Here is a 21,289-nt window from a genome sequence, read left to right as displayed (position 1 = left end):
TTTTCTTGAAAACGCTATGGGGCGGAAGACAAAACGCCGCTTCCCGCCTACATTATAGAGTAGCGATTGCATCGCCACCAACGCCGAAGGATGCGCAAAATGGAATGCCATACAGAACCGATTTCGAGCCGCGAGGATTTGGCGCGGCTGGCGAATCATCTAAATACTCGTAAAACGATCGCTTTCGATACGGAATTCATCCGGGAAAAAACTTTCTTCCCCATGCTGGAGATCATCCAAATCGCCACGGAGGAAGACTCATGGCTGATCGATGCTCAACCCTATCGCCGTCTCATGGATAAGAGCATTGACGATTCGCCTCTGCAACCCATTCTCGCCGTTTTGGCCGATCCGGATATTTTGAAAATCGTCCATGCGGCCCAAGGGGATCAGGAATGCCTTTACGCGAGTTTCGGCGTCGTCGCTGCGCCGATTCTCGATACCTCCATCGCTGCGGCGTTGTGCGGATATGGCGAAAGCATCGGCCTGGGCAATCTTCTGAAAGCTGTCCTGAACGTCGCTATCAAAAAAGGGCACGCCCGCACCGACTGGTCCGCCCGTCCTTTGCCCCGCCAGTTGATTCATTACGCCCATGAAGACGTCATCCATCTTGTAGAACTCGGTTCGGCGCTATTGGAAGAACTCGACCAGCGGAACCGGCGCGAATGGGCCGTGGATTTGTCGAACCAATGGGACGAAGCGCAATTCGAACCGAATCCCGAAGCCCTTGTCCGCCGATTGGCCAAAAACGGGCGCATCAATCCCAAGAATTATCCCATCCTGCTGGAACTCGTGCGCTGGCGCGAGGAGCGCGTCCGGCAGTTGAACCTCCCCCGGCGATGGCTCGCCGCCGACGAGATTCTGATCAACCTGGCGGAAGTGCGCCCCAAGGATTTAGAGCACTTGAAGGCGTTTCGGGGACTCAGCAAAAACGAAATCAACCGGCGCGGGGAAGAAATCTTGAAAATCATCGACAACGCCGAAAAATCCCAAGGCGTTGTCATGCCGGATTTCCAACATCCGACTCCCCCTTCCCTCTCCGAATCTCGAGCTGTGGAATTGCTGCGATGTTACGTCGGAATTTTAGCTGCCAGCCACAAAATCGCTTCCGCCCACCTCGTCGATCCTGGTTTCTATCTCGACATCCTGCGCCAAGCGCCCAAAACGATGGAGGATTTGGTCAAGAATCGTTTCCTTACGCCTTACGGAGCGAAACTGATCGGCGATGAGATCATCGCCTTTCTTCAAGGCCAGCGCGCTCTTGCAGTTCAAAATTCCGCTTTGCAAGTCATTAAATTGCCCTAAATGGCATTGATTCGTCCTCATGAATTATCCAAGATATTTTTGAAAATATAAAAAAAGAGGAGATCGCGCGATCTCCTCTTTATCGGATTGACAAACAAGACGCTTAGTAAAGTTCCCATCCATTGATATTGGTATAACCGAACATGGTTAGGAATTGTTCGCTTAGCCATGTATTGATTACCTTGTCGCTCTCTTCATCCCACTTCGCAATATTCGTATCCGTTACGCCTTGATAACTTCGATGACAGAGGGCGCAAGCATTGGGTTGGACAAAAGCGAGAGTTTGCGCTGGAGTGAGAACTCGGAACGAATGCTGATGGATATCGTAATCCACCGCTGATTTTTGAGCAGCCGACATATGGCAATCTATACATTTCGGCGAGGCCGTATTGGAAACGGCATGTTTCGAATGGTTTTCAATGGCGGCGTTATCGGGAAACTTTCCCGCATGGCATTGCAAACATAAGCCATTATCTCTAGCGGACTTAACTAAATCATGTTCGAAATCGGAACCATGCGGATTATGACAAGACCAGCAGGTCATACCTGCTCGCGCATGAGCGCTTCCCATATATTCGCCATGGCCAACATAGTCTTGATGTTGCTGATGATGTTGTTTGGAAAGCCCGCCGTTCCAATATCCCCCCGCATCGTTGGCGAAATCCTCTAAAAGATCACCAGGTATGAAGCCGCGGCCATTGGCATAAGCGTAGGAAAGCGTCATACCGCCTATGATTTCTTTACTCTTGATCCGGCTATGGCATTGACCGCAAACATCCGTTTTCTGTTGCCATGCGATAAGAGCATTGGGATTGACGATTTTCATTTTATCGGCGGTCGCCGCATGATCCGCTCCAGGTCCATGACAAGCTTCACAAGCGATATTTTCTTCGCTAGCCGCCATTTCGAAAAGCTTCGCGCTATCGTTAAAAACTACCGATACGCCGGTTTGATGACAGCCTGCGCAGTTTTGTTCTTCGGACTTCGTCTCGGGTTTCGGTTTGACATTACCCTGTTGGTCTACCCAATCTTGAAGATTGTAGGATACCCATCCGCTGCTTTTGCCATCCAGGTCGGGAATTGGATTCCATTGCAATGGTAGAATCACATAATTATTGCCGATTTTCGTTTGATAACGTTGTTTTCCAATATATTTCGCTTTTCCTGGCGTATTGGGTGAATTTGGATCTTCATTCTCAGCTATGGGCTTCCCTCCGTGGACGCGATCGACAGTGAATTTTTGCCCCTTAACGGTAACCGTGAAAGGACCGTTGCCTCCATTGTTGTCCAGAGTGAAAATTGTCGCAGGAATCCCCTTTCCCGAATCGGACAGAGTGACATCCCCGCTGAAATTCGAAATAACATTTTCGGGAACCGGTGGCAAGTATATTCCCGAATGAAGGGTTGTTTTCCATTTATCGTAGATTTTAAAATGACAAACGGAACATTTTTCAGAGCCGGCGTATTCTTTTGAGACCTCGATCGGCCAGCTTGAAGTTACGGCCGCAATCCACATTCCCAACAATGCTCCGATACTCATCAATAGATTTTTTTTCATCATATTCTTTCCTCCTGTCTTATGTGGGTGATTTCACCCAAATATTATTCTTAATCAGATCAAATCCCCCAATACAATGAGTGAATCGACCCGCCGAAATCCAATCGTTTTTTTCTCTGGCCATCAGGAAGTAAATCAACGCAACATCTTCCTACTAAAACACTTACGAGGATTTTACCATTCCTATTAACAAGCGTCTTGGATTTAAAAAGAATTCATATTCTTGATATCTCTTTAAAATGATTGAAATCCTTCTTTTTCTATTAAGCGAATCTTATTCCACATTTCAGAATTCAATGTTTTAACTCTTGTTACACGCTAGAGAAAATTAAAAGAATCTCTTTTCCTCGTCGTTTGAATCACGAAACCACGAAAAAAAAAGAAAAACGCGAAAAAAAGAAAAGAACCACATTCGATGTAAGGAATCGCTTTGTGAGAAAGATTTATCCATGAAATCCCAAAGAATCCGCGATATCCGCGATTCAAAATTTTCGTGGAATTCGAGCCATTTCGCGATTTCGCGATTCGAAAACGCAACGAAAAATAAAACCTATGCGCTGCGTTGGATAGGCTGCTCCAACTTGCGGACGAGACGTCCGCACTCCCAGAGCGCGTAACATGAGGTTTTAAGACTACCGATTACAAAAATCGAAAAAACTAGAGAAGCCATTCCCGCAATACTAAACGACATTAATCGTTAAAAAAACACGGAACGGAAACAAATAACGCGCATCTCTATTTCATCCCCTTGAATCATCGGCATTCTTTGAGACAAGAGTCCAAATCCCCCATCCAGCCGCTACGGCGGGGATTAACAAGCCCGCCTTTAATGAGGGGGATAAGGTGAATATCAGAAGATCGGGGCCATGCTTCACTAACCAAAACCAATGCAGAACCGGCGCGGAAAAATGCGGCAAATAAATCGTAAATTGCATGATGTAGGGATGCAAAGCCGCAGGCCAGGGATAGATCACCGATTTAATGACAATCATCGGATCCGCAGCTAAACCGAGGATTTGAACGAAAACCGAGAAAAAGAGGAACAACATCCAGGCGATTCGCTTCCCAGAAGTGTTAAAAAGCGGTTTGTCCAAGAAAGCCATTGACGCCGCGATCATCAGAAAAGGTGTTATCTGGTAGATATGGCGCGGCCCCCAATCGTAGCCGCCCGCCCAATTCTGCCATTTCGACATGGCCCCTAAATATCCTGCGCAGAGCAGCGCGATTCCCCCGAACAACCAGGCGTCGCGCTTCCAGAGTTTGCCGAATCCAATAACGGAGAAAATCAGAGGCGGAGAGTAGACGAATAAACTCCGGCCCGGAGACAATAAAAATCCGTGCAATCCGACAAGCAAAGGCGTTATGAATCGGACTTTTTCCGGTTGGTCTTCATACCCCGTCGATAGAATCGCCCCAAAACGAGAAACGTTATATCCAGCGATGGCGGCGGCGGCGACTAGGAAGGGAATGGAAAAAAACGCTATTCGCATCAAAGAAAAACGAAAACGAATCCGTCCGTCTTCAACCGTTATGCAAAGAAGCCAAAACGCTGCGGGCAGAGTAACGAGCGCATCCAGGCGAGTGAAAAGCGCATACGCCCAAAAAAGACCTGCGAGAAAAATCCAACCCGTAGTACGGATAGCGTTTCGGCTTTTAAGAAAACATGCCATCGCCGCCATCAGACAAAAAGCCGTCAACGGCTCCGTAAAAAACGTCCTTCCATGCGGCCAAACCATTGTCCCAAAAGCTAAAAGCAGGGTAAAGAAAATCGAACGGGATAGGTTCAACCCTAAATGGCGTAAAATGGAATTAAACAAAACGACGGTTGAGGAGGAAATCAGCATCGTGAAAACCGTCATCCACCAGCGCAAGAAAATCGTTCCCGCCTTCTCCCCCTCTCGCACGGCGTCCAACCGGTTGCGATCGGCGGCGCCAGGGTCAAACGCCTTGCCGATGAGTCCCCAGGGCGCGGCGGCGAGTGGAAGCCCCAAACCGTATTGGGCGTATTCTTTTCCATCCGCTCCCTTTTTGGAGGCAAAACCTTCGAGGGGAGGAATGGCTCCCCATTTCCCCTCTACTAGAGAAAGCGTCGTGCGGAGATTGATCTCCTCGTCGGGAGTCGTAAGAAAATGGGCGGGCGATAGACAGAGATAAACGCCCATCGTTAAAAGAAACAACGCCAATGCAATGCTTCTGGAATAATTTTTAGGGGTATTCATTAAGAACGAAGCCCTCGAGAATGAAATTCGATTTTTTTCGCGTTGCGAAATAGGGACGACTCTATTCTGGTAAATTTGATGGTTGTATAATGTTAAGTTTGAGATATACTAGCCCGCCAATCGGGGAAGGGCTACCGGCCCTTGAGTTTAATTTATCCAAGCAAACGGAATTACAAGGAACAAGAAGATGTCAGGTCACTCTAAATGGAGTACGATCAAACACAAAAAAGCGAAGATCGACGCCCAGCGGGGGAAAATTTTCACGAAACTCATCAAAGAAATCACCATCGCCGCCCGCTTGGGAGGCGGAGACCCCGGTTCCAATCCACGCCTGCGCACGGCGCTGGACGCCGCCAAGGGCGCCAATATGCCCAACGCTAATATCGACAAAGCGATTAAAAAAGGAACGGGCGAACTCCCCGGCGTCAGCTACGAAGAAGCGACCTATGAAGGGTATGGTCCCGGCGGCGTGGCGGTGTATATCAACGTATTGACGGATAACAAAAACCGCGTTACCGCCGAAATCCGGCACATGTTCGGAAAATACGGCGGAAACCTGGGCGAATCGGGCAGCGTCGCCTGGATGTTCAAGCGGAAAGGGCAGATTACGCTCGAAGGGGAGAATCTGAACGAAGAAGAAATCATGGAAGCCGCCATCGAAGCCGGCGCGGACGACGTTCAATTCGACGACGGCGTTTGCATCATATTCACCGCTCCCGAAGAGTTGCAAATCGTCAAGGAAGCCCTCGAAAGCAAAGGATATACTCCCACCAGCGCCACGCTCACCCGCGTCCCGGAAAACACGGTCGCTTTGGAGGGAAAACCGGCGGAAACCATGCTCAAACTGATGGAAGCCATCGAAGACAACGACGACGTTCAAAACGTTTACGCCAATTTCGACATCCCGGACGAAGTTTTCGAGAGAATGTAATCTTACGGGATCATTCCCGCCTTGATCTATTCAAAACGCCTCTTTTTTGTTTAAATAAAATTAGGAGAGGGCGCGACGCAACGCGCCCTCCCATTGTTTCTTCCTGCAATATTAAGAATGCGGATAGCTTGGCGTTTCCGAATCTGGCGGCGCTGGATTTATTCAACGATTTCATGACGAAGCAGCGAATCGAACGCATCCTTGGCATCGATCCCGGCCTCCAGGCGGTAGGATTTGGCGTTATCGACGCCGCAGGCCGCCAAGCCAAAATGGTCGATTACGGCGCCATCAAAACCAATCCCCGCCAAAGTTTCCCCGAACGTTTATTTACTATTTTCACCGGCGTGGAAGAATTGATCGAAAAATATAAGCCGGATCGCATGGTTTTCGAAAAACTCATCTACTGCAAAAACGTTTCCATTGCTTTGAGCATGGGCCAGGCGCGGGGAGCGGTCATCGTCGCCGGCGCCCGCCACGCTTTGCCCATGTCGGAATATAGTCCTGCGGAAATCAAATCCGCCATTACCGGCCAAGGGCGAGCGAGCAAAGAACAGGTGCAAAAAATGATGCAGATTCTTCTCTCCATGTCCCATATTCCCGAACCGGATCACGCCGCCGACGCGCTAGCGGCCGCCTTAACCTATGTTCACTCCAAAGACGTTCTACAATTGCTGCAAGAATTGAGAAGATAATCGGAGACGACGCGATGATCGCCTATCTTTCCGGCATCTTAAGGGCTAAGCGGGAAAATTCCGCTACTATTGATATAGGCGGCGTGGGATATCACGTTTTAATCCCACTTTCCACGTACCGCGAACTCCCCTCCGCCGGCGAGCCGGCGACCTTGTTCACTCATCTCTATTTTCGCGAAGACGATATCCGGCTCTATGGCTTCGCTTCCGAAGAAGAACGGGAAGCGTTTCAAATCCTGATGGGCGTAAGCGGCGTCGGAGCGAAGGTCGCCTTGGATATTCTATCCCATCTGCCCATCTCTCGATTGGCGGAAGCGGTGCAAAAAGGGGAAGCGGCGCTGCTGTGCCAGGTTCCCGGAATAGGAAAGAAGAGAGCGGACCGGCTGCTTTTCGAACTTAAGGGAATATCCCATCCTCTTTTCCTGGTTCCGGCGGGAACGGAGACTCGCAAAATCGGACCTCGCAATGCAAACATTATAGAGGCGGAAGAAGCGCTGATCGCTTTAGGATGCAAGCCGCTTGAAGCCCAACGCGCCATCCTCGCCGCCGTACAACGTCTGGGAGATCAAGCGCAAACGCCTGATTTAATTAAAGAGGGATTAAGGCATCGGCAAGGAGCCGCCTGATAAATCCCAGTTCTCGCAAGCTTCTGAAATTATCATCGATTCCTATGCGAGATAGAAACGGTTTTGCGATTTTGCCATGCGGCCATTCTTCTATATCACTTCGGAAGAAAATCACGGAAGATGGGATGCCGGTTCTATGTTTTCAGAGTTTGCTGAAAAACCTCGCCACCATTTTAAACAACCGCTTGCAATCCAAGGATCCGTCGATACCGGCTTTTGAGAAAATCACTCAACCCAATCCGCTGCAACAAGGCGCGCTGGATTTGCTTCGCGTTCCCTTGTAGCGCTTTAGTACCCAGTAATTAACCTCCCATTTGGGCTTATCTCTTAGAGTATTATACACTTATGACTTTTGAGGGAGGGAACTTCGGATTAAATTGCAATCCAACAAAATCCTACTCTCGCTCCGCAAATCGATACTCATCAGTTCAAGGAGAAATTATGACTCGGTCTCTGATATGCAAATATGCTTTTGTGTAGTTTTGTTCTATGATTCCATTGAAAGCAAGGATAGAAATTTAGATATCAATTAGTTTGCCAAGTTAGCCGGGATCCAAGGGCAAGGTGGTTTCTGCCCTTGAATGTTCCCGATCCGATTTAGCAACAAAAGGTGATCCTATGAAAAAAAGTACATTATCCAGACGATCAGCGATGAAAGCGGCGGCGGGGTTGGGCGTTTTGCTGGACGCATCCCGCCGGGCGGAAGCGAAGGATGCGCTGAAAATCACCAAGTTGGAAACGTTTTTAGTACACCCGCGCTGGCTGTTTTTGAAAATTCACACCAACGCCGGGATTACCGGCTTAGGCGAGCCGATCACGGAAGGACGCGCCAAAACTTGCGCGACGGCGATCGAGGAGATTGCGCCTTATCTTGTCGGGCAGGATCCGCGCCGCGTAGTTCATCATTGGCAGGCGATCTACCGCCATGCGTTTTACCGAGGGGGGCCGATTTTAACCAGCGCCCTCAGCGGCATCGATCAGGCGTTATGGGATATCAAGGGCAAAGCGCTGGGCGTTCCCGTTTATGAACTCTTGGGCGGACCAACGCGGGAGCGTATGAAGGTCTATGGACGCGCCAGCACTGACATTGATATTAAGAAAGGAATCGACAAGGGATTCACCTCGTTCAAAACCGGTGTTTTTCATGACCGTCCAGCCCGTATCGTAGAGACGAAAGGCTTCATCGACCGGGCGGCGCAACGCTTCGCCGAATTGCGGGAAGCGGCGGGGCAGGACATTGACATCGCCATCGATTTTCACGGCGCCATCTCGCCGCAAACGGCCAAGCTGCTCATCAAAGCGCTGGAACCCTATCAGCCGATGTTCATTGAGGAACCTGTCCAATGCCAGAACGTGGACGTCATGGCGGAAATCGCTCGCGAGACGCATCTTCCCATCGCCACGGGAGAGCGGATCTTCACCAAATGGGGATTCCGCGAGATTTTGGAGAAGGGCGCGGCCAGCATTCTTCAACCCGATCTATGCCACGCGGGTGGAATAACCGAAGCGCGGTTGATTGCGGGCATGGCGGAAGCGTACTACGCCGCTATTGCGCCGCATAATCCACTTGGCCCTATCTCGCTGGCGGCGGGACTGCAACTCGCGGCGTCGATTCCCAATTTCCTCTGCCAGGAGCAAGCATCGCTGGGCGAGGGTTATATCAAGCAGCCGTTTAAAATCGAAAATGGATACGTCGCCTTACCTACCGGCCCTGGTTTGGGCATTGAGTTGGACGAAGAGGCATTGGCGGATAAAATCGGCCATAATTGGGAAAATCCAGAAACCTACGACGCCGATGACGGATCGGTTGTAGATTGGTAATTCTGAAAATAGTGACGAGTGACGAGTGGTTAGTAAAAGAAATTCAATGAGTTACGAAATGCGTTCTACTCGCCTTTTGAGTTTCAGAACTGTTGGGTGGGTCGGGTGGCAAGGGCAAGGTTTTATTTGCCCTTGATTATGTGAGAGAAATTTTTTCTACCGTTGAATTAATACAACATTATTCAAGGGCAAAAACGACTTTGCCCTTGCCACCCGTTCAAGAGGCTCCTTTTTTAGATGCAAACAATGTCAGGGAGAATAAAAAAATGAAAAATCCTTACCGAATCGGTTATGGCTTCGATTTACATGCTTGGCAAGATGGACGGCGGTTAGTTCTCGGCGGCGTAGAAATTCCCCATGAGCAGGGTTTATTGGGCCATTCCGACGCCGACGCGCTTACCCATGCCATTATCGACGCCGTCTTGGGCGCCTTGGCCTTGGGCGACATTGGGCTGCATTTTCCCGATACCGATCCCCGTTTCAAAGACGCCAATAGCCTGGAAATGCTGCGCGCCGTTATGACGCTGGCGCACGACGCCGGATATAGCGTGGGCAATGTGGATTGTACGATCGTGGCCGATTTTCCCAAAATGGCGCCGCATATCAAGAAAATCCGCCGCAGCCTTGCCCCAGTTCTGGGCGTAACCGAAAACGAGGTCAGCGTGAAAGCCACGCGCACGGAACACGTTCTTTTCCCGCCGGAAAAAGGGTTATTGGCAATTGCAACCATCTTGTTATTCCATGAAGGGTAAAATGAATTTACGGCGTATGGAATAAATAAAGGGAAGAAGTTTTATTGATTAACTTATTGGATATCAATGAGTTAATATAAGATGATCTATTAGGACGCTGAAAAATCAAAAAAAACTCCGTTCATTTTGAAAATTATGCGATATATTGGAATAACAGATATCAGGAACGAAAGTATCTTTACCCCAAAAAGTCTTTTCGTTCTCCTTTTCTCCTACAACAGGATGAGTCAAGAGATAGTTCCCATTCTATCCGGCTCATCCGTTTTTTTATATCTTTCTGAGAACGAACCGTCGTAATTATCTTAATCTCGATTGAATCCGCAGCCCATTTTGCGTTCCCCTAAATCCTCGCTACAATAGGAGAAACGAATCCTAATCCAATCCAGCGGGCGGTCTTCGATGGTTTCGAATATCAAGAAAATAATCGCCATGAACGAGAGCGCCGAGCGGCGCGAGGCTTTGGGCGTCAAACAGATTCCCTTTCAACTGGTGGCCGATTATCAACCTACCGGAGATCAGCCGCAAGCCATCGAAAAACTGATCGCAGGATTGGAAAGCCGGAAGAAATTCCAGACTCTCGTCGGCGTAACCGGCAGCGGCAAGACGTTCACTATGGCCAACGTCATCGCCCGCATGAACCGGCCAACGCTCGTTATTTCGCATAACAAAGTGTTGGCGGCGCAATTATACAGCGAATTCAAGGAATTTTTTCCCCATAACGCCGTTTCTTATTTCGTTTCCTACTACGATTTCTACCAGCCGGAAGCCTATATCCCTTCCAAGGATATCTTTATCGAAAAGGATACCAGCGTTAACGAAGAGATCGAGCGCCTGCGTCTGGAAGCGACCACTAACTTAATGGAGCGGCGCGACGTGGTTATTGTTGCCTCCGTTTCGTGCATCTACGGCCTGGGTTCGCCGGAAGAATACCGCGAGATGGTGGCGCCGATCGCCGTGGGAGAAACGATCTCCCGGCAAAAATTGCTGCGGCGCTTCGTCGGCTTGCAGTACGGCCGCAACGACGTGGATTTTCATCGCGGGACCTTTCGCGTACGCGGCGACGTGGTGGAGATTTTCCCCGGCTACGGCGATCATCCCATCCGCATCGAATTGTGGGGAGACGATGTGGACCGCATTCTGGAAATCAACGCCATTACCGGCGAAGTACTCGGCGAATTGGGGCGCATCACGATCTATCCCGCCAAGCATTACGTTACCGCGCCGGAACGGCTGGAGGCAGCTATCGCGGCGATCCATGTCGAATTGCGCGAACGGCTGCAATCGCTGCGCCAGGAGGGGAAATTGTTGGAAGCCCAACGTTTGGAGCAACGCACCATGTACGATTTGGAGATGCTGCGGGAGACGGGATTCTGCCAGGGCATCGAAAATTACTCGCGCCATCTCGACAATCGTTCGCCGGGAGAGCCGCCCCATACGCTGATCGATTATTTCCCTGACGATTATTTCATGATTGTGGACGAATCGCATATCATGCTGCCGCAGGTTCGCGGCATGTCGGGCGGAGACCGCAGCCGCAAGCAAACTTTGGTGGACTACGGCTTCCGCTTGCCGTCGGCGTTGGACAACCGCCCGCTTTCATTCGATGAATTCTGGTCTTCCGTCAACCAAGCGGTATTCGTCTCGGCTACTCCGGCGGAATTGGAGTTAAAAAACAGCGAAGCCCTTGCCGAGCAATTGATTCGTCCGACAGGATTGGTGGATCCGAAAGTAACCGTTCGTCCCGCTACCGGCCAGGTGGACGACCTGATCGGACGCATCCGCGAACGCGTGGAGCGGGGCGAACGCTGTCTGGTAACGACGCTGACGAAGCGCATGGCGGAAGATTTGTCGAATTATATGATGGAATTGAACATCAAAGTGCGCTATCTCCATTTTCAAGTGGAGACGTTGGAGCGGGCGGAAATTTTGGAAGGGCTGCGATCCGGAGAGTTCGACGTTATCGTTGGCATTAATCTTTTGCGTGAGGGATTGGACTTGCCCGAAGTGTCGCTGGTGGCGATTCTCGACGCGGATAAGGAAGGCTTTCTGCGCGACGAGCGTTCACTGATTCAAACCTGCGGGCGCGCGGCGCGCAATGTGGCGGGGGAAGTGGTCATGTACGCCGACAAGGAAACCCAGTCCATGAAGCGCGCCTTGGCGGAGATGGAACGCCGCCGCCGGATTCAACTTGACTATAACGAAAAGCATGGGATTATTCCTAAAACCATACAAAAATCTGTACGAAGCATTTTGGACGCCCGGTCGGCGAAGAAACGGGAATCGGAGGAACTGCTTTACAGCCTTTCCGATGCGGTCGAACTCAAAGGAAAAACGCAGAAAGAGGCTATCGCGGAATTGAAGCGCCGCATGGTGGAAGCGGCGAAGAATTTGGAATTTGAAAAGGCGGCGATCTATCGTGACAAAATTATGGCCTACGAACAAGCGGGAATGGAAACGATCGATAGGGAATTGCCAGCGCCCAAAAGCAAACCCGCGCCCCGCAGCCGCAAACGCGGCGCCCCTCACCCTAACCCTCTCCCAAAGGGCGAGGGAATACGCGGCTGATTTCTGTTTTTTTTGCGGGGCGGCGCTAATGGCGTTGGCGCTATTCGCCGCGCCGCCGTCTTTGGCTCAAACCTCGGAAACGCCTACCGCCGTCGCCGAAATTCAAGTCAACGCGGCGATTCCCGACAATGATTTTACAGGGATATCCAGCGTCATCCGCATTTCCGGCGATGCCGATTTGGAGAGTTTGGAAATCGCCGTCCGCATCGATCACCCCGCCGTGGAAGATTTGATGATTGCATTAACCAATCCGGCGGGAGAATATGTAGTACTGCATAATCGCATTCCCTCCGCCCAATCTCTATTTTCGCCCGTTTACGAAACGATTACTCCCTCCGCTATGCCGTTCGCTCCGCTGTTTAACGGATCCCCCAAAGGCGATTGGACGCTGCAAGTCATGGATTTGGTTCCGGGAAATAAAGGAACTTTCATCGCATGGGGGATGCGCGTCAGCCCAGCCTCTCTGCTGGAGACTCCGGCTTCTATGATCAATCCCATCGAAGACGATCTTTTCGCCGAAAAATCCCGGTTTACGGTCGAAGCCTATATAAGCGGCATGGAAGTCATGGATATGGATGGAGACGGGTTGGAAGACATCCTGCTATTGTCAGAAGAGGACAATCAAATCATCCTTCGTTATTCCGACGGCTACGCCGGTTTCGACCGGACGCTTACTTACGATTGCGATCGTCCCCAGAAAGCGCGCATGGCGGATTTCAACCGGGATGGACGCATGGATTTCATCATCGCCTCCCCGTACCCCCCGCCATTTATCTTGACGGACATAACCGTATTTCTCGCGAATGCTTCCGGCGGATTTAGCCAAACTCTCGTTGCTTCCCAAATTCCCGCCAGCGCCGCAACGGTTGCGTTGCTAGACGCTAATGGAGATCAATTCATCGACATAATGGCGGGGGGCGAGCCTAATTTGTTGACTGGCAATGGGGACGGCTCTTTTTCTCCCCCCGTAAAATCGATTTCTCTAGGGCGGAATTTGCTGGCCGCCGGCGATGTCAACCAAGACGGATACGACGATTTATTAGCCTATTTATCGCGCGGAGGCACTTCGCCCAATTCCGATCCCTACATCCTCTTCGGCACGGGCGACGCTTCTTATCCCATCCGCCAGAAAATCGCTTTGGAGGGCGATTGGCGCCAAGCCTTTGCCTCTTTCGTCCAAACGCCAGGTTTGCGGGAGTTCGTCGTCATTTCCGATACGGGAGAAGTGGATCCGACGTATTGGTTTCATACGATCTACGGAACGCTGACGGGCGATGCTATTGTCTCTCAGATTCGTCTTTCCGCCGATTATCTGGGCAGCGATATTTTCCCCTACGACCTGAACGGCGATGGGATTGACGAACTGCTTTATACGCGAAGCGACGGCGTAATCGCGTTTCAACGAACGGACGATCCCACGTATGGGCGAATCAACAAAGTGTTTACTTATTCGTCGCCGCGCCTAGAGCGTCCGGGATTCTTTTTCACCGACGGCGGCGTCGGCATGGCGGTGGTTTCCGCCACGGGAACGGTGGCCATTGCCCGATCCATTCTGGGACCGAGGCCGACGCCGACTTCGATCGCGACGCCGACGGTTACGCCGACGCCGTTTCTTTTTCTGCCTACCCCCACGCCGCAAGCGACGCCCACGCTTCCGCCCCCCACGCCGACTGCGCCTGGAACGCCCGTTCTCACTCCAACTCCGACGACCCCTCCTATGACGTTCAATCCCGATTTAAACGGCGACGGCGTCGTCGATCAACGCGATTTGCTGATCTTCATTCAATATTGGAAGAAAAAGATGCCTTGAGGGGGGCGTTAGCGGAAAAAATCATCCGCATTTCTATCTTCCGGCGGCGAGACTTTTTTTAGCGCGTCCAATATCTTAGGATCGAGGGGAACTCCGGCGTTATTGGCCTGTTTCGCTGCATCCCAAGCCAATCCATACTCTCTCCGATTGAAATAAATCGCAATCAGGAAGGAGTAGGCTTCTGCGAATTGGGGATGGCGTTGAATCTGTTCGCGCAATTCATGGATGGAATCCTCGATCTCTCCCTTGCGGTAGAGAATATGTCCCAAGTTGAAATGGGCGTAGGGATGATCCGGCGCGGCTTCAAGCGTTTTGCGGAATTCGGCGATAGCTTCATCAATCCGATTTTCGCGGAGCAATGAATTGGCCAGGTTGAAATGGGCTTTATCCAAATGGGGATCCAATTCGATGGCGCGGCGATATTCTTTCATCGCTTCCTCTTCGAGGATTTGTTTGGCCAAACAGACGCCGAGGTTGTTGTGATAGAGAGCGATGTTCGGTTCGAGTTGGATGGCGGCGCGCAGTTCCGCCTGCGCTTCGGAAATCTTGTCCTGACTTAAGAGCGCTCCGCCCAGTTTTCCGTGAGGCGCATCCATGCCGGGCTTTAGCGCTATAGCCTTGCGAAAGGCGTCGATCGATGCGTCCGTTTGTCCCAGATCGAAGAGCGCTTCGCCCAGCGCCAATTGGGCGTCGTATTGATTCGGCTTCGCCTGCAAGGATTTTTTGAATAATTCCACGGCTTCCGGATCAAGGTTCTTGCGTCTTTTTTCCAATCCCAAATTGTAATAGAAGACGAATGCGATTTCCGGGCGGCGCGAGAGGGCTTCCAGAAATTTTTCCGCCATTTCGCCGGGTTTATCCTGAAGGGCGTAGGCTACAGCCAGGCTTTCCCACGCCATTTTGTTATTGATATCGATCGCGATCGCTTGCAGTCCCGCTTTGACGGCCAGATCGGATTTCCCCGCCATCGCCAGAGCGCGGCAGGAGATGGAGCAGGCGTAAGCGTTGCCCGATAAACGCCGCATAACGTTTATGGCTTTGGCGGCCGCTTCTTGGGGATGGCCGCTTTCCAAAAAGGCGATAATGGCTTCCATATGAATGACGGCGTCGTTCTCGTCCGCTTTCGAACTCAATTCGATGATTTTTTGCATGATCCCCGGGGTCAGTTCCTGGTTGAGAAGGTATTGCAGCCATTCCGGATCGGGAGGCGTTACGGCGATTAGTTGAGGATTGTCCTCCCACTGTTTCTCTTCCTCGGCGAAATCGTTTTCGGCCATAGAAATGGCGGGATCGCTGGGCGCAAGGGAGCGGACTTGTTCGACCATGCGGCGAGCGGCGGCGGCGCGGCCCTTGCGATGCCAAATCCGGGCCAGATGGATCATGGCGTCCGCGTCGAAGGGATTGACCATGACGATTTTGCCGAAATTGTCCTCCGCATGATCCAATGCGTCGATCGCCAACATGAGTTCGCCGCTGACGCGGCAGTATTTTTCGTAAATCAGCCCCGGCGCGTTATCCTGCATTCCATAGCGCAAGTGGATCGAGGCGGCGAAGGCGTCGCCCTCTTGCAGATAATGGCGGGCCATCATCAGGCAGGGTTCGTTTATCTCTCTTACTCCGGGAGAAAAGAATACGCGCAAGGCGTTGGATTCGTCGCCTTCGCGGAGATAGGCCTCGCCCAACTTCAAGGCGGCGGAGGGGCTGGCGGGATTTTGTTTTAGGGCGCAAGACCAATAAGAAACCGGCGAACGGCTTTGATAGTTTATCCGCATCGCCAACACACCCCAAAAGATCAGGATGGCGGCGAGGAAGATTTGTCCGGCGATTTTATAATAGGGATTGGTCATGCGGCGGCAAGATTCAAGCATTCCTCCCATAAAAAAAGCGGCGCCGAACATGGGGAAATAGAGATAAGGCCAGGCCACGTAATCGAGGACGGGATTGAGAGCGATGGAACTGTAAGGCAGCATGGCGGCGAATGAAGCCAGCAAGCCTATCGCTGCCCAATGCTTTTTGATTATGGCAAAGAAGACCGATAATAAAAAAGCAAGATCGAACAACGCCCAGAATAGAAAACGGCTGTGGGCGGGAGAAAAAATCTGCGCCGCTTTTTCGTAGAGGATGGAAGGATAGCCCCAGGAAAACAATAATCCGCCGAGATAATCCCCCGTCGCTCCCATCACCGAGATGAAACTGTAGAGGAAAGTATCCGGGGATAGCGTCGTAGCGTATCGATAGTAATTGGGATTGGGACGAAAAGCGCTCCATAAGGGAAGAAAAAAAAATGGCAGGAGCAGAAAGACGAATGCTCGCGCCAAAGCTCGCTTCGCCGAAGTCCGTTCGTAGAGAATTTCGTAAAGCAAGAGAAAAAGTCCCAGCCCCCCGCTCAACCGCGCCGTGAATAGCGACAATAGAAAAAAGAGAATGGAGTAAGCGTATTGCCATCGTTTTCCCTGGCGATGAAAGGAGAAATACGAATTCATCGAAAGCAATGTAAATGTCAATCCAAGCAAAATGTGAAATTGATCGATATCATTGACGACTGCCGTACAAAGAGGATGAAGGGCGAATGCGGCGGCGGCGAAAAGGGAGACGAGAGCGCATTCGGAAAAAAGGCGGACGATGGAGAAGACGAGCGCGGCGTTTAGGGCGTGGAATCCCAGCATCCATAGGCGCCAGAAAAGAATATTGTCCGCTGAGATGAAAGTGCGCGCCGCCGCTAATAAAATGTAACTCAACGGCCGGTATTGGCCGTCCGTATACGCCGTAAAATCGCGGGATAGAATCAGGGGGATATCTCCCGCATAAGAAACCGGCGGAGCGCTAAGGATGCTGTCCGCCAAACCAACGTTGGAATGAAGAAGAGGCGAATAGACGGCGGCGAGAACGACGAACGCCGCCGCGAAAACCGCTAGTCCTGAACGAAGAATAGAATCCTTCATGAACGAATATCCTAATCTTTAGGGGTGGACGATAGGCGCAGCGCTGCGTCCGTCGATTTCACGGATGACGCGCGGCGGTTGTTCCACCCGTATGGCGCCATATAGTTCATTTTCCTGCGCAGCAGGCGCGTTGGCGATGAATTCGGGAATGTTGTAACTGGCTAGCGGTTCATTCTCTATCGGCAAGGGAATGGCGGGAGAGGCGCGGCCTTCGTCGCCGATGCGGCTTAAATAGAGGGAAGCGAACGCTCCATCCCGCCGTTTGGAGACGAAGACGAGCCAGCGGCTGTTGGAACTCCAACTGTGCCAGGAATCGGCGGAGTTTTCCGTGTTGAATTCCAACCGCCGGGGCGGGCCGTTCAACTCGCCGTCTAAGATATAAATATCGCTGGAAGAGCGGATCAAATCGCCGCCGTCGCATTGGCAAAACGACATCCATTTTCCATTGGGAGAAAAACGGGGAAAATAATTGCTATGTCCATTGTTCGAAGCGCCCGCAATAGGACTCGCCTTATGTTCTCCCTCTTCTTCCCGAATGGCGAACAGATCGTACCGCAGCGTGGCGGGATGCTGTCCCGTCGGGGCGCGAGCGAAGACGAACTTGCGTCCATCGGGCGACCAGCAAGGATAATTCTCCAACCAGTCGGGATCAGACGCTTCCGGCAGCAAATAAGTAACGCTTTGAGAAAGATCGTAGATGGCGATGTCCGACGTAACCGTACTGGCGTGCTGCGTTTCGAAGGTGACGGGACTGAGCGTCGCCAATTTTTGATTGGCGGAATAAGCCAGCTTATCGCCGCCGGGAGACCAGGCCATGAAGGTGGACATTTGCACTACGAAGGGCAGTTGCGCTTTGAAGCCTAGTTTCTCATCCATATCGAATATGGCCAAATACATGCGCAAATCCGGCGTTTTCCCGCTTTGATTCGCGCCGCTTAAACTGCGGATTTGCAATCCCAGTTTTCCCCGGTTTCCTTGCTTATCGGAAAAGGTATGGCAGTTGATGCAATACTGCCGATGAGCAGAGAGAAGGCATTCTTCTCGATCCGTTCGAATATCGCGGATTCTAATATCGGGCGTTTTTTTGGAACTGAAAGGGGGAACGACGACGCGATAAACGATAAAATTGTCCGCCGGCTCTTGGGCGATGCGAAAGCGCACGGTTTTGGAGGCTTGGATAGTTTCCGTTCTTTTCCCGTCGGCGCCGATGCGGATCCCCTTGATTTGAAGGCGAGCGTCTCGATCTACGGCGTCATTGCGCAAGCTCTTCCAAAGGGCGGATGGGAAACGCCATTGTTTTTCCCTGCAGAGAAACGACAGTTTTTCCGGCTTTTCGCCGAATTCGATTTCGATCAACCAAAAATTGTTAGCCGGATCTTCCCACTTGATAAATGGTTCGCAAAGATTGGGGGGATAATAGGCGCCGTCTTCCGGACAAAGAATCTGAAGCGATCGATAGGGGCGCCGGTCCCGGTATACCGTGGGCAATCGCAATTGCAAAGCCTGGGCGGATTCGGCTTTCGAGGGCGTCGTCGCCGGCGTTGCGCCTTCAATCCTTCCCTCCTTTTGTCCCCAGGGTTCGGCCTCTTCTTCCCCATATTCGGAAAAGTTGTAATCGAGGGAGGGATAATAATGAGGCGTCTCGCGGGGGCAAATTTGATATGGGCCGTCAAACAAAGTTATATATCTGGCTTTTTGATGGGCTTGATATCCCGCGAAAACAATCGCCGCCGCCGCGACGGCGCAAATTGTTCCTGCGATTCCTTTAAAGGACCAAAACGAATGACGCATCGCGCAGCCATTCCTTATTTGCGATTTGGAGCGGAGTCACAACGCCTGATGAGATCGGCCATTCTTCCTTATGATAACAAACGGGAAAAAAACTTGTAAACTCTTCCATCGATTTGCATGACGAAAAACTTCGTGGAAGATCCGCAGCTATCGTCGATCAAGGTTCGGATATCGTGGGGTCTTGATTTCGACATGCGGCGGGACTTATGGCGAAGAGGAAGCAGGCAGAGTAGTAGAGCGGATAGCAGCCGATGGAATTGACGACGCCGGGACTGACGAAACGGGCGCGGGCGACGAAGATATCGGATATATAAAACAGGCAAGCGCCCCAAACGAGAATTGCGGCGACAGGAGAAGGCCGGGCGCCGAAGGCGCAGGACGCCATAATCGTAATTACGACTATATAGGCGATGACGGGATAATAAAACACCTCCGTCAGATAGGGATTCAGCCATAAGAAAATCCCGACGCTGATTGGAACGAAAACGGCTAAGGCTTTGAATAGACGTTGGCGTTCGACGCCGTGAAGGAAGAAGGCGGCGATCAAAGCGAGATGGGCGGCGAGAAAGGAGGCGATGCTAAGTAAGAAAATATAAGAACCGGCGTAGTCTCCCAGCCAGCAAAAGACCAAGGCTAATGCAATCAACCGGCCATAGAGGATCGACAACGCTCCGCCCGCGATCGCCGCGAGAATGAAGGTCGTCGAGGCGGCGAGCAGTAGATAACGGCGCCCAAATCCATGATTCGTCAATAGGCCCCAAAGCAGAACCAGGATTTCCATTCCTCCCAACGCCGTAAAAGCAATCAACCAGGGACGGTTTTTGAACGCCGTTCGCAAGGCATTAACGATTTTTATCGGTTTCAATTCCCCCATTGCGCATAACTTTTTCGTAGAGATAAACGGTTGAGACTAGATTAGGCTTTTTCGTCTCGTCTTGGTAGGATCAACGTTTTGAAATTTGGAAATAATCAAAGTGAAAGAAAGAGATTTTCGGCGGCGGGATTTTTCTCGTATCTCTTTTCCGCCGCCTGGCTTTGAAGCGGAAGCGGCCAGAACGATTTCAAGTTTTTTTGGCGTGAAATTATTTTATTCAACTTGACCCATAATCGCGACGTAATTCTTGCCGTATTTTTTGGCGCATTTCGGACAAGTCGTATACCACATGTACCACTTTTTGACTTCAAGATTTTTACTTTTTGTGAAGGCTTCAAAATCCTTGCACCAGTTCCCGGTTTCCTTGAAATCTCCCTCGTAAACTTTGCTCAAAAACTTTCCCGAAAGCGTTGTATTTTTTAGGCCGGGAACTTCTTTATCCACGGCGACATAAACATCCATATTCCATTTTGAAGTGTGATCGGAAAGGCCAAGCCCGTCCTCTATAATTGCGTTGGCTTTTCTCACTTTCTCGTCAAGTCTTTTCATGACCGAACCGAAATTGATCGGAATATAGAAAAGCGTGAACACTTTATCCTTGACGAATTTTTTATTGTTCCATTCAAAGGTTTTATCGTCCCAAAGCGTTGGATTGAATGGGGGGCAGCATTCTGTTGGTTGAGATGCGGCGTTCATGATATTTATCTCGCTTGATTCGAATAAAATGGAAAGTTCAAGCCGATATTTTTTCGGGTTTTTTTGCAAAAATGATTTTTGCCGCTATCCAATCCAAAATTCTTTCGCCGTAAAGCGGCAAAACGAAACCCGCCACTATCTATAAAATATCGGAATGAAAATGATTTTGGAAGAGTAAGAATACGATTTTGCGTTTTAAATTATTTAGCGAGTTTTAGCAGGGGGGAACCAAAATTACAACTGGCGGAGGGGGTGGGATTCGAACCCACGATACCGTTTCCAGTATGCCGGTTTAGCAAACCGGTGCCTTCAGCCTACTCGGCCACCCCTCCAGCGTGAGGTTTTTCTAAAGAAAAATATTGCGGCTACGATTACGAAAGACGGAAGCGTAATTAGGATAACCTCTTTTTTCGATTTGTTAATGCGCAGAGAGCCATTCCAGAAAAAATCTTCTCTTCTGGAATTTAGTACTATTTGCTTATGGCAGGCATTCGATCAATCTTTTTAAGCCGGATGTTTTTTCCATAGAGCCTCTTGCAAAACTCCATTATTCCTCCCCCAAGCCTGGGGGAGGTTAGGAGTGTATGAACCGGGCACATCCTTTACAAAATAGACCGGGCAGATGGTTTACACAAGTCGATACTAAGAACCAACGAGAAGAAGGGAGTTGGTTCAATGACTTGGAAGGAAACCAATGCCATGGAAGA

The 21,289-nt window shown here is 50.7% G+C and carries 14 protein-coding genes, 1 tRNA gene and 1 pseudogene; 9 read left to right on the top strand and 7 right to left on the bottom strand.

Features of this window, described 5'->3' with window-relative positions:
- Positions 1-99 precede the first annotated feature (99 nt).
- Complete coding sequence (locus AB1656_24520; GenBank protein ID MEW6238562.1) at positions 100-1,305, top strand: HRDC domain-containing protein; 1,206 nt, start codon at positions 100-102, stop codon at positions 1,303-1,305.
- Positions 1,306-1,408: 103 nt separating this feature from the next.
- Here the strand turns inward: AB1656_24520 and AB1656_24515 are convergent, their stop codons facing one another.
- Positions 1,409-2,866 carry an ammonia-forming cytochrome c nitrite reductase subunit c552 gene (locus AB1656_24515; GenBank protein ID MEW6238561.1) on the bottom strand — a complete coding sequence of 486 codons (1,458 nt, stop codon included), beginning with the start codon at positions 2,864-2,866 and terminating at the stop codon, positions 1,409-1,411.
- Between the two features lie 737 nt (positions 2,867-3,603).
- A complete protein-coding gene (locus AB1656_24510) occupies positions 3,604-5,082 on the bottom strand; it encodes a hypothetical protein (protein ID MEW6238560.1) in 1,479 nt (492 codons plus the stop codon).
- Positions 5,083-5,269: 187 nt separating this feature from the next.
- On the opposite strand from AB1656_24510, the gene AB1656_24505 reads away from it, so the two are divergent.
- From AB1656_24505 to AB1656_24470, 8 genes and pseudogenes are all read left to right on the top strand, one after another.
- Complete coding sequence (locus tag AB1656_24505; GenBank protein ID MEW6238559.1) at positions 5,270-6,013, top strand: YebC/PmpR family DNA-binding transcriptional regulator; 744 nt, start codon at positions 5,270-5,272, stop codon at positions 6,011-6,013.
- Between the two features lie 128 nt (positions 6,014-6,141).
- A complete protein-coding gene (gene ruvC, locus AB1656_24500; GenBank protein ID MEW6238558.1) occupies positions 6,142-6,705 on the top strand; it encodes a crossover junction endodeoxyribonuclease RuvC in 564 nt (187 codons plus the stop codon).
- A gap of 14 nt (positions 6,706-6,719) precedes the next feature.
- Entirely contained in the window at positions 6,720-7,331 is a 612-nt protein-coding gene (gene ruvA / locus AB1656_24495) for a Holliday junction branch migration protein RuvA (protein ID MEW6238557.1), read from the top strand.
- 125 nt (positions 7,332-7,456) lie between these two features.
- The gene (locus AB1656_24490) at positions 7,457-7,615 is read left to right on the top strand and encodes a hypothetical protein (protein MEW6238556.1); all 159 of its coding nucleotides are present in this window, start codon (positions 7,457-7,459) and stop codon (positions 7,613-7,615) included.
- A gap of 334 nt (positions 7,616-7,949) precedes the next feature.
- Entirely contained in the window at positions 7,950-9,152 is a 1,203-nt protein-coding gene (gene dgoD, locus AB1656_24485) for a galactonate dehydratase (GenBank protein MEW6238555.1), read from the top strand.
- Between the two features lie 266 nt (positions 9,153-9,418).
- Positions 9,419-9,904 (top strand): 2-C-methyl-D-erythritol 2,4-cyclodiphosphate synthase, encoded by a 486-nt coding sequence (gene ispF, locus AB1656_24480; protein MEW6238554.1) that lies wholly within the window; start codon positions 9,419-9,421, stop codon positions 9,902-9,904.
- A 429-nt stretch (positions 9,905-10,333) separates the two neighbouring features.
- A pseudogene (uvrB, locus tag AB1656_24475) lies at positions 10,334-12,334 on the top strand (excinuclease ABC subunit UvrB).
- A 163-nt stretch (positions 12,335-12,497) separates the two neighbouring features.
- The gene (locus AB1656_24470) at positions 12,498-14,279 is read left to right on the top strand and encodes an FG-GAP-like repeat-containing protein (GenBank protein ID MEW6238553.1); all 1,782 of its coding nucleotides are present in this window, start codon (positions 12,498-12,500) and stop codon (positions 14,277-14,279) included.
- 8 nt (positions 14,280-14,287) lie between these two features.
- On the opposite strand, the gene AB1656_24465 is transcribed toward AB1656_24470, so the two are convergent.
- The 5 genes from AB1656_24465 to AB1656_24445 all read right to left on the bottom strand — a co-directional run bounded on the left by AB1656_24465 (position 14,288) and on the right by AB1656_24445 (position 20,914).
- Positions 14,288-17,221: a tetratricopeptide repeat protein gene (locus AB1656_24465; protein MEW6238552.1), complete on the bottom strand. Its 2,934-nt coding sequence runs from the start codon at positions 17,219-17,221 to the stop codon at positions 14,288-14,290.
- Between the two features lie 18 nt (positions 17,222-17,239).
- A complete protein-coding gene (locus AB1656_24460; protein ID MEW6238551.1) occupies positions 17,240-19,012 on the bottom strand; it encodes a hypothetical protein in 1,773 nt (590 codons plus the stop codon).
- A 157-nt stretch (positions 19,013-19,169) separates the two neighbouring features.
- Positions 19,170-19,886, bottom strand: coding sequence for a lysoplasmalogenase (locus AB1656_24455; GenBank protein ID MEW6238550.1), 717 nt, complete (start codon positions 19,884-19,886; stop codon positions 19,170-19,172).
- 213 nt (positions 19,887-20,099) lie between these two features.
- Entirely contained in the window at positions 20,100-20,582 is a 483-nt protein-coding gene (locus AB1656_24450; protein ID MEW6238549.1) for a hydrolase, read from the bottom strand.
- Between the two features lie 241 nt (positions 20,583-20,823).
- Positions 20,824-20,914 (bottom strand) — tRNA-Ser (locus tag AB1656_24445).
- Positions 20,915-21,289: the final 375 nt, after the last annotated feature.

Source organism: Candidatus Omnitrophota bacterium (genome assembly GCA_040755155.1).
Classification (GTDB): domain Bacteria; phylum Hinthialibacterota; class Hinthialibacteria; order Hinthialibacterales; family Hinthialibacteraceae; genus JBFMBP01.
This window is presented reverse-complemented; position numbering and strand designations above follow the sequence as displayed.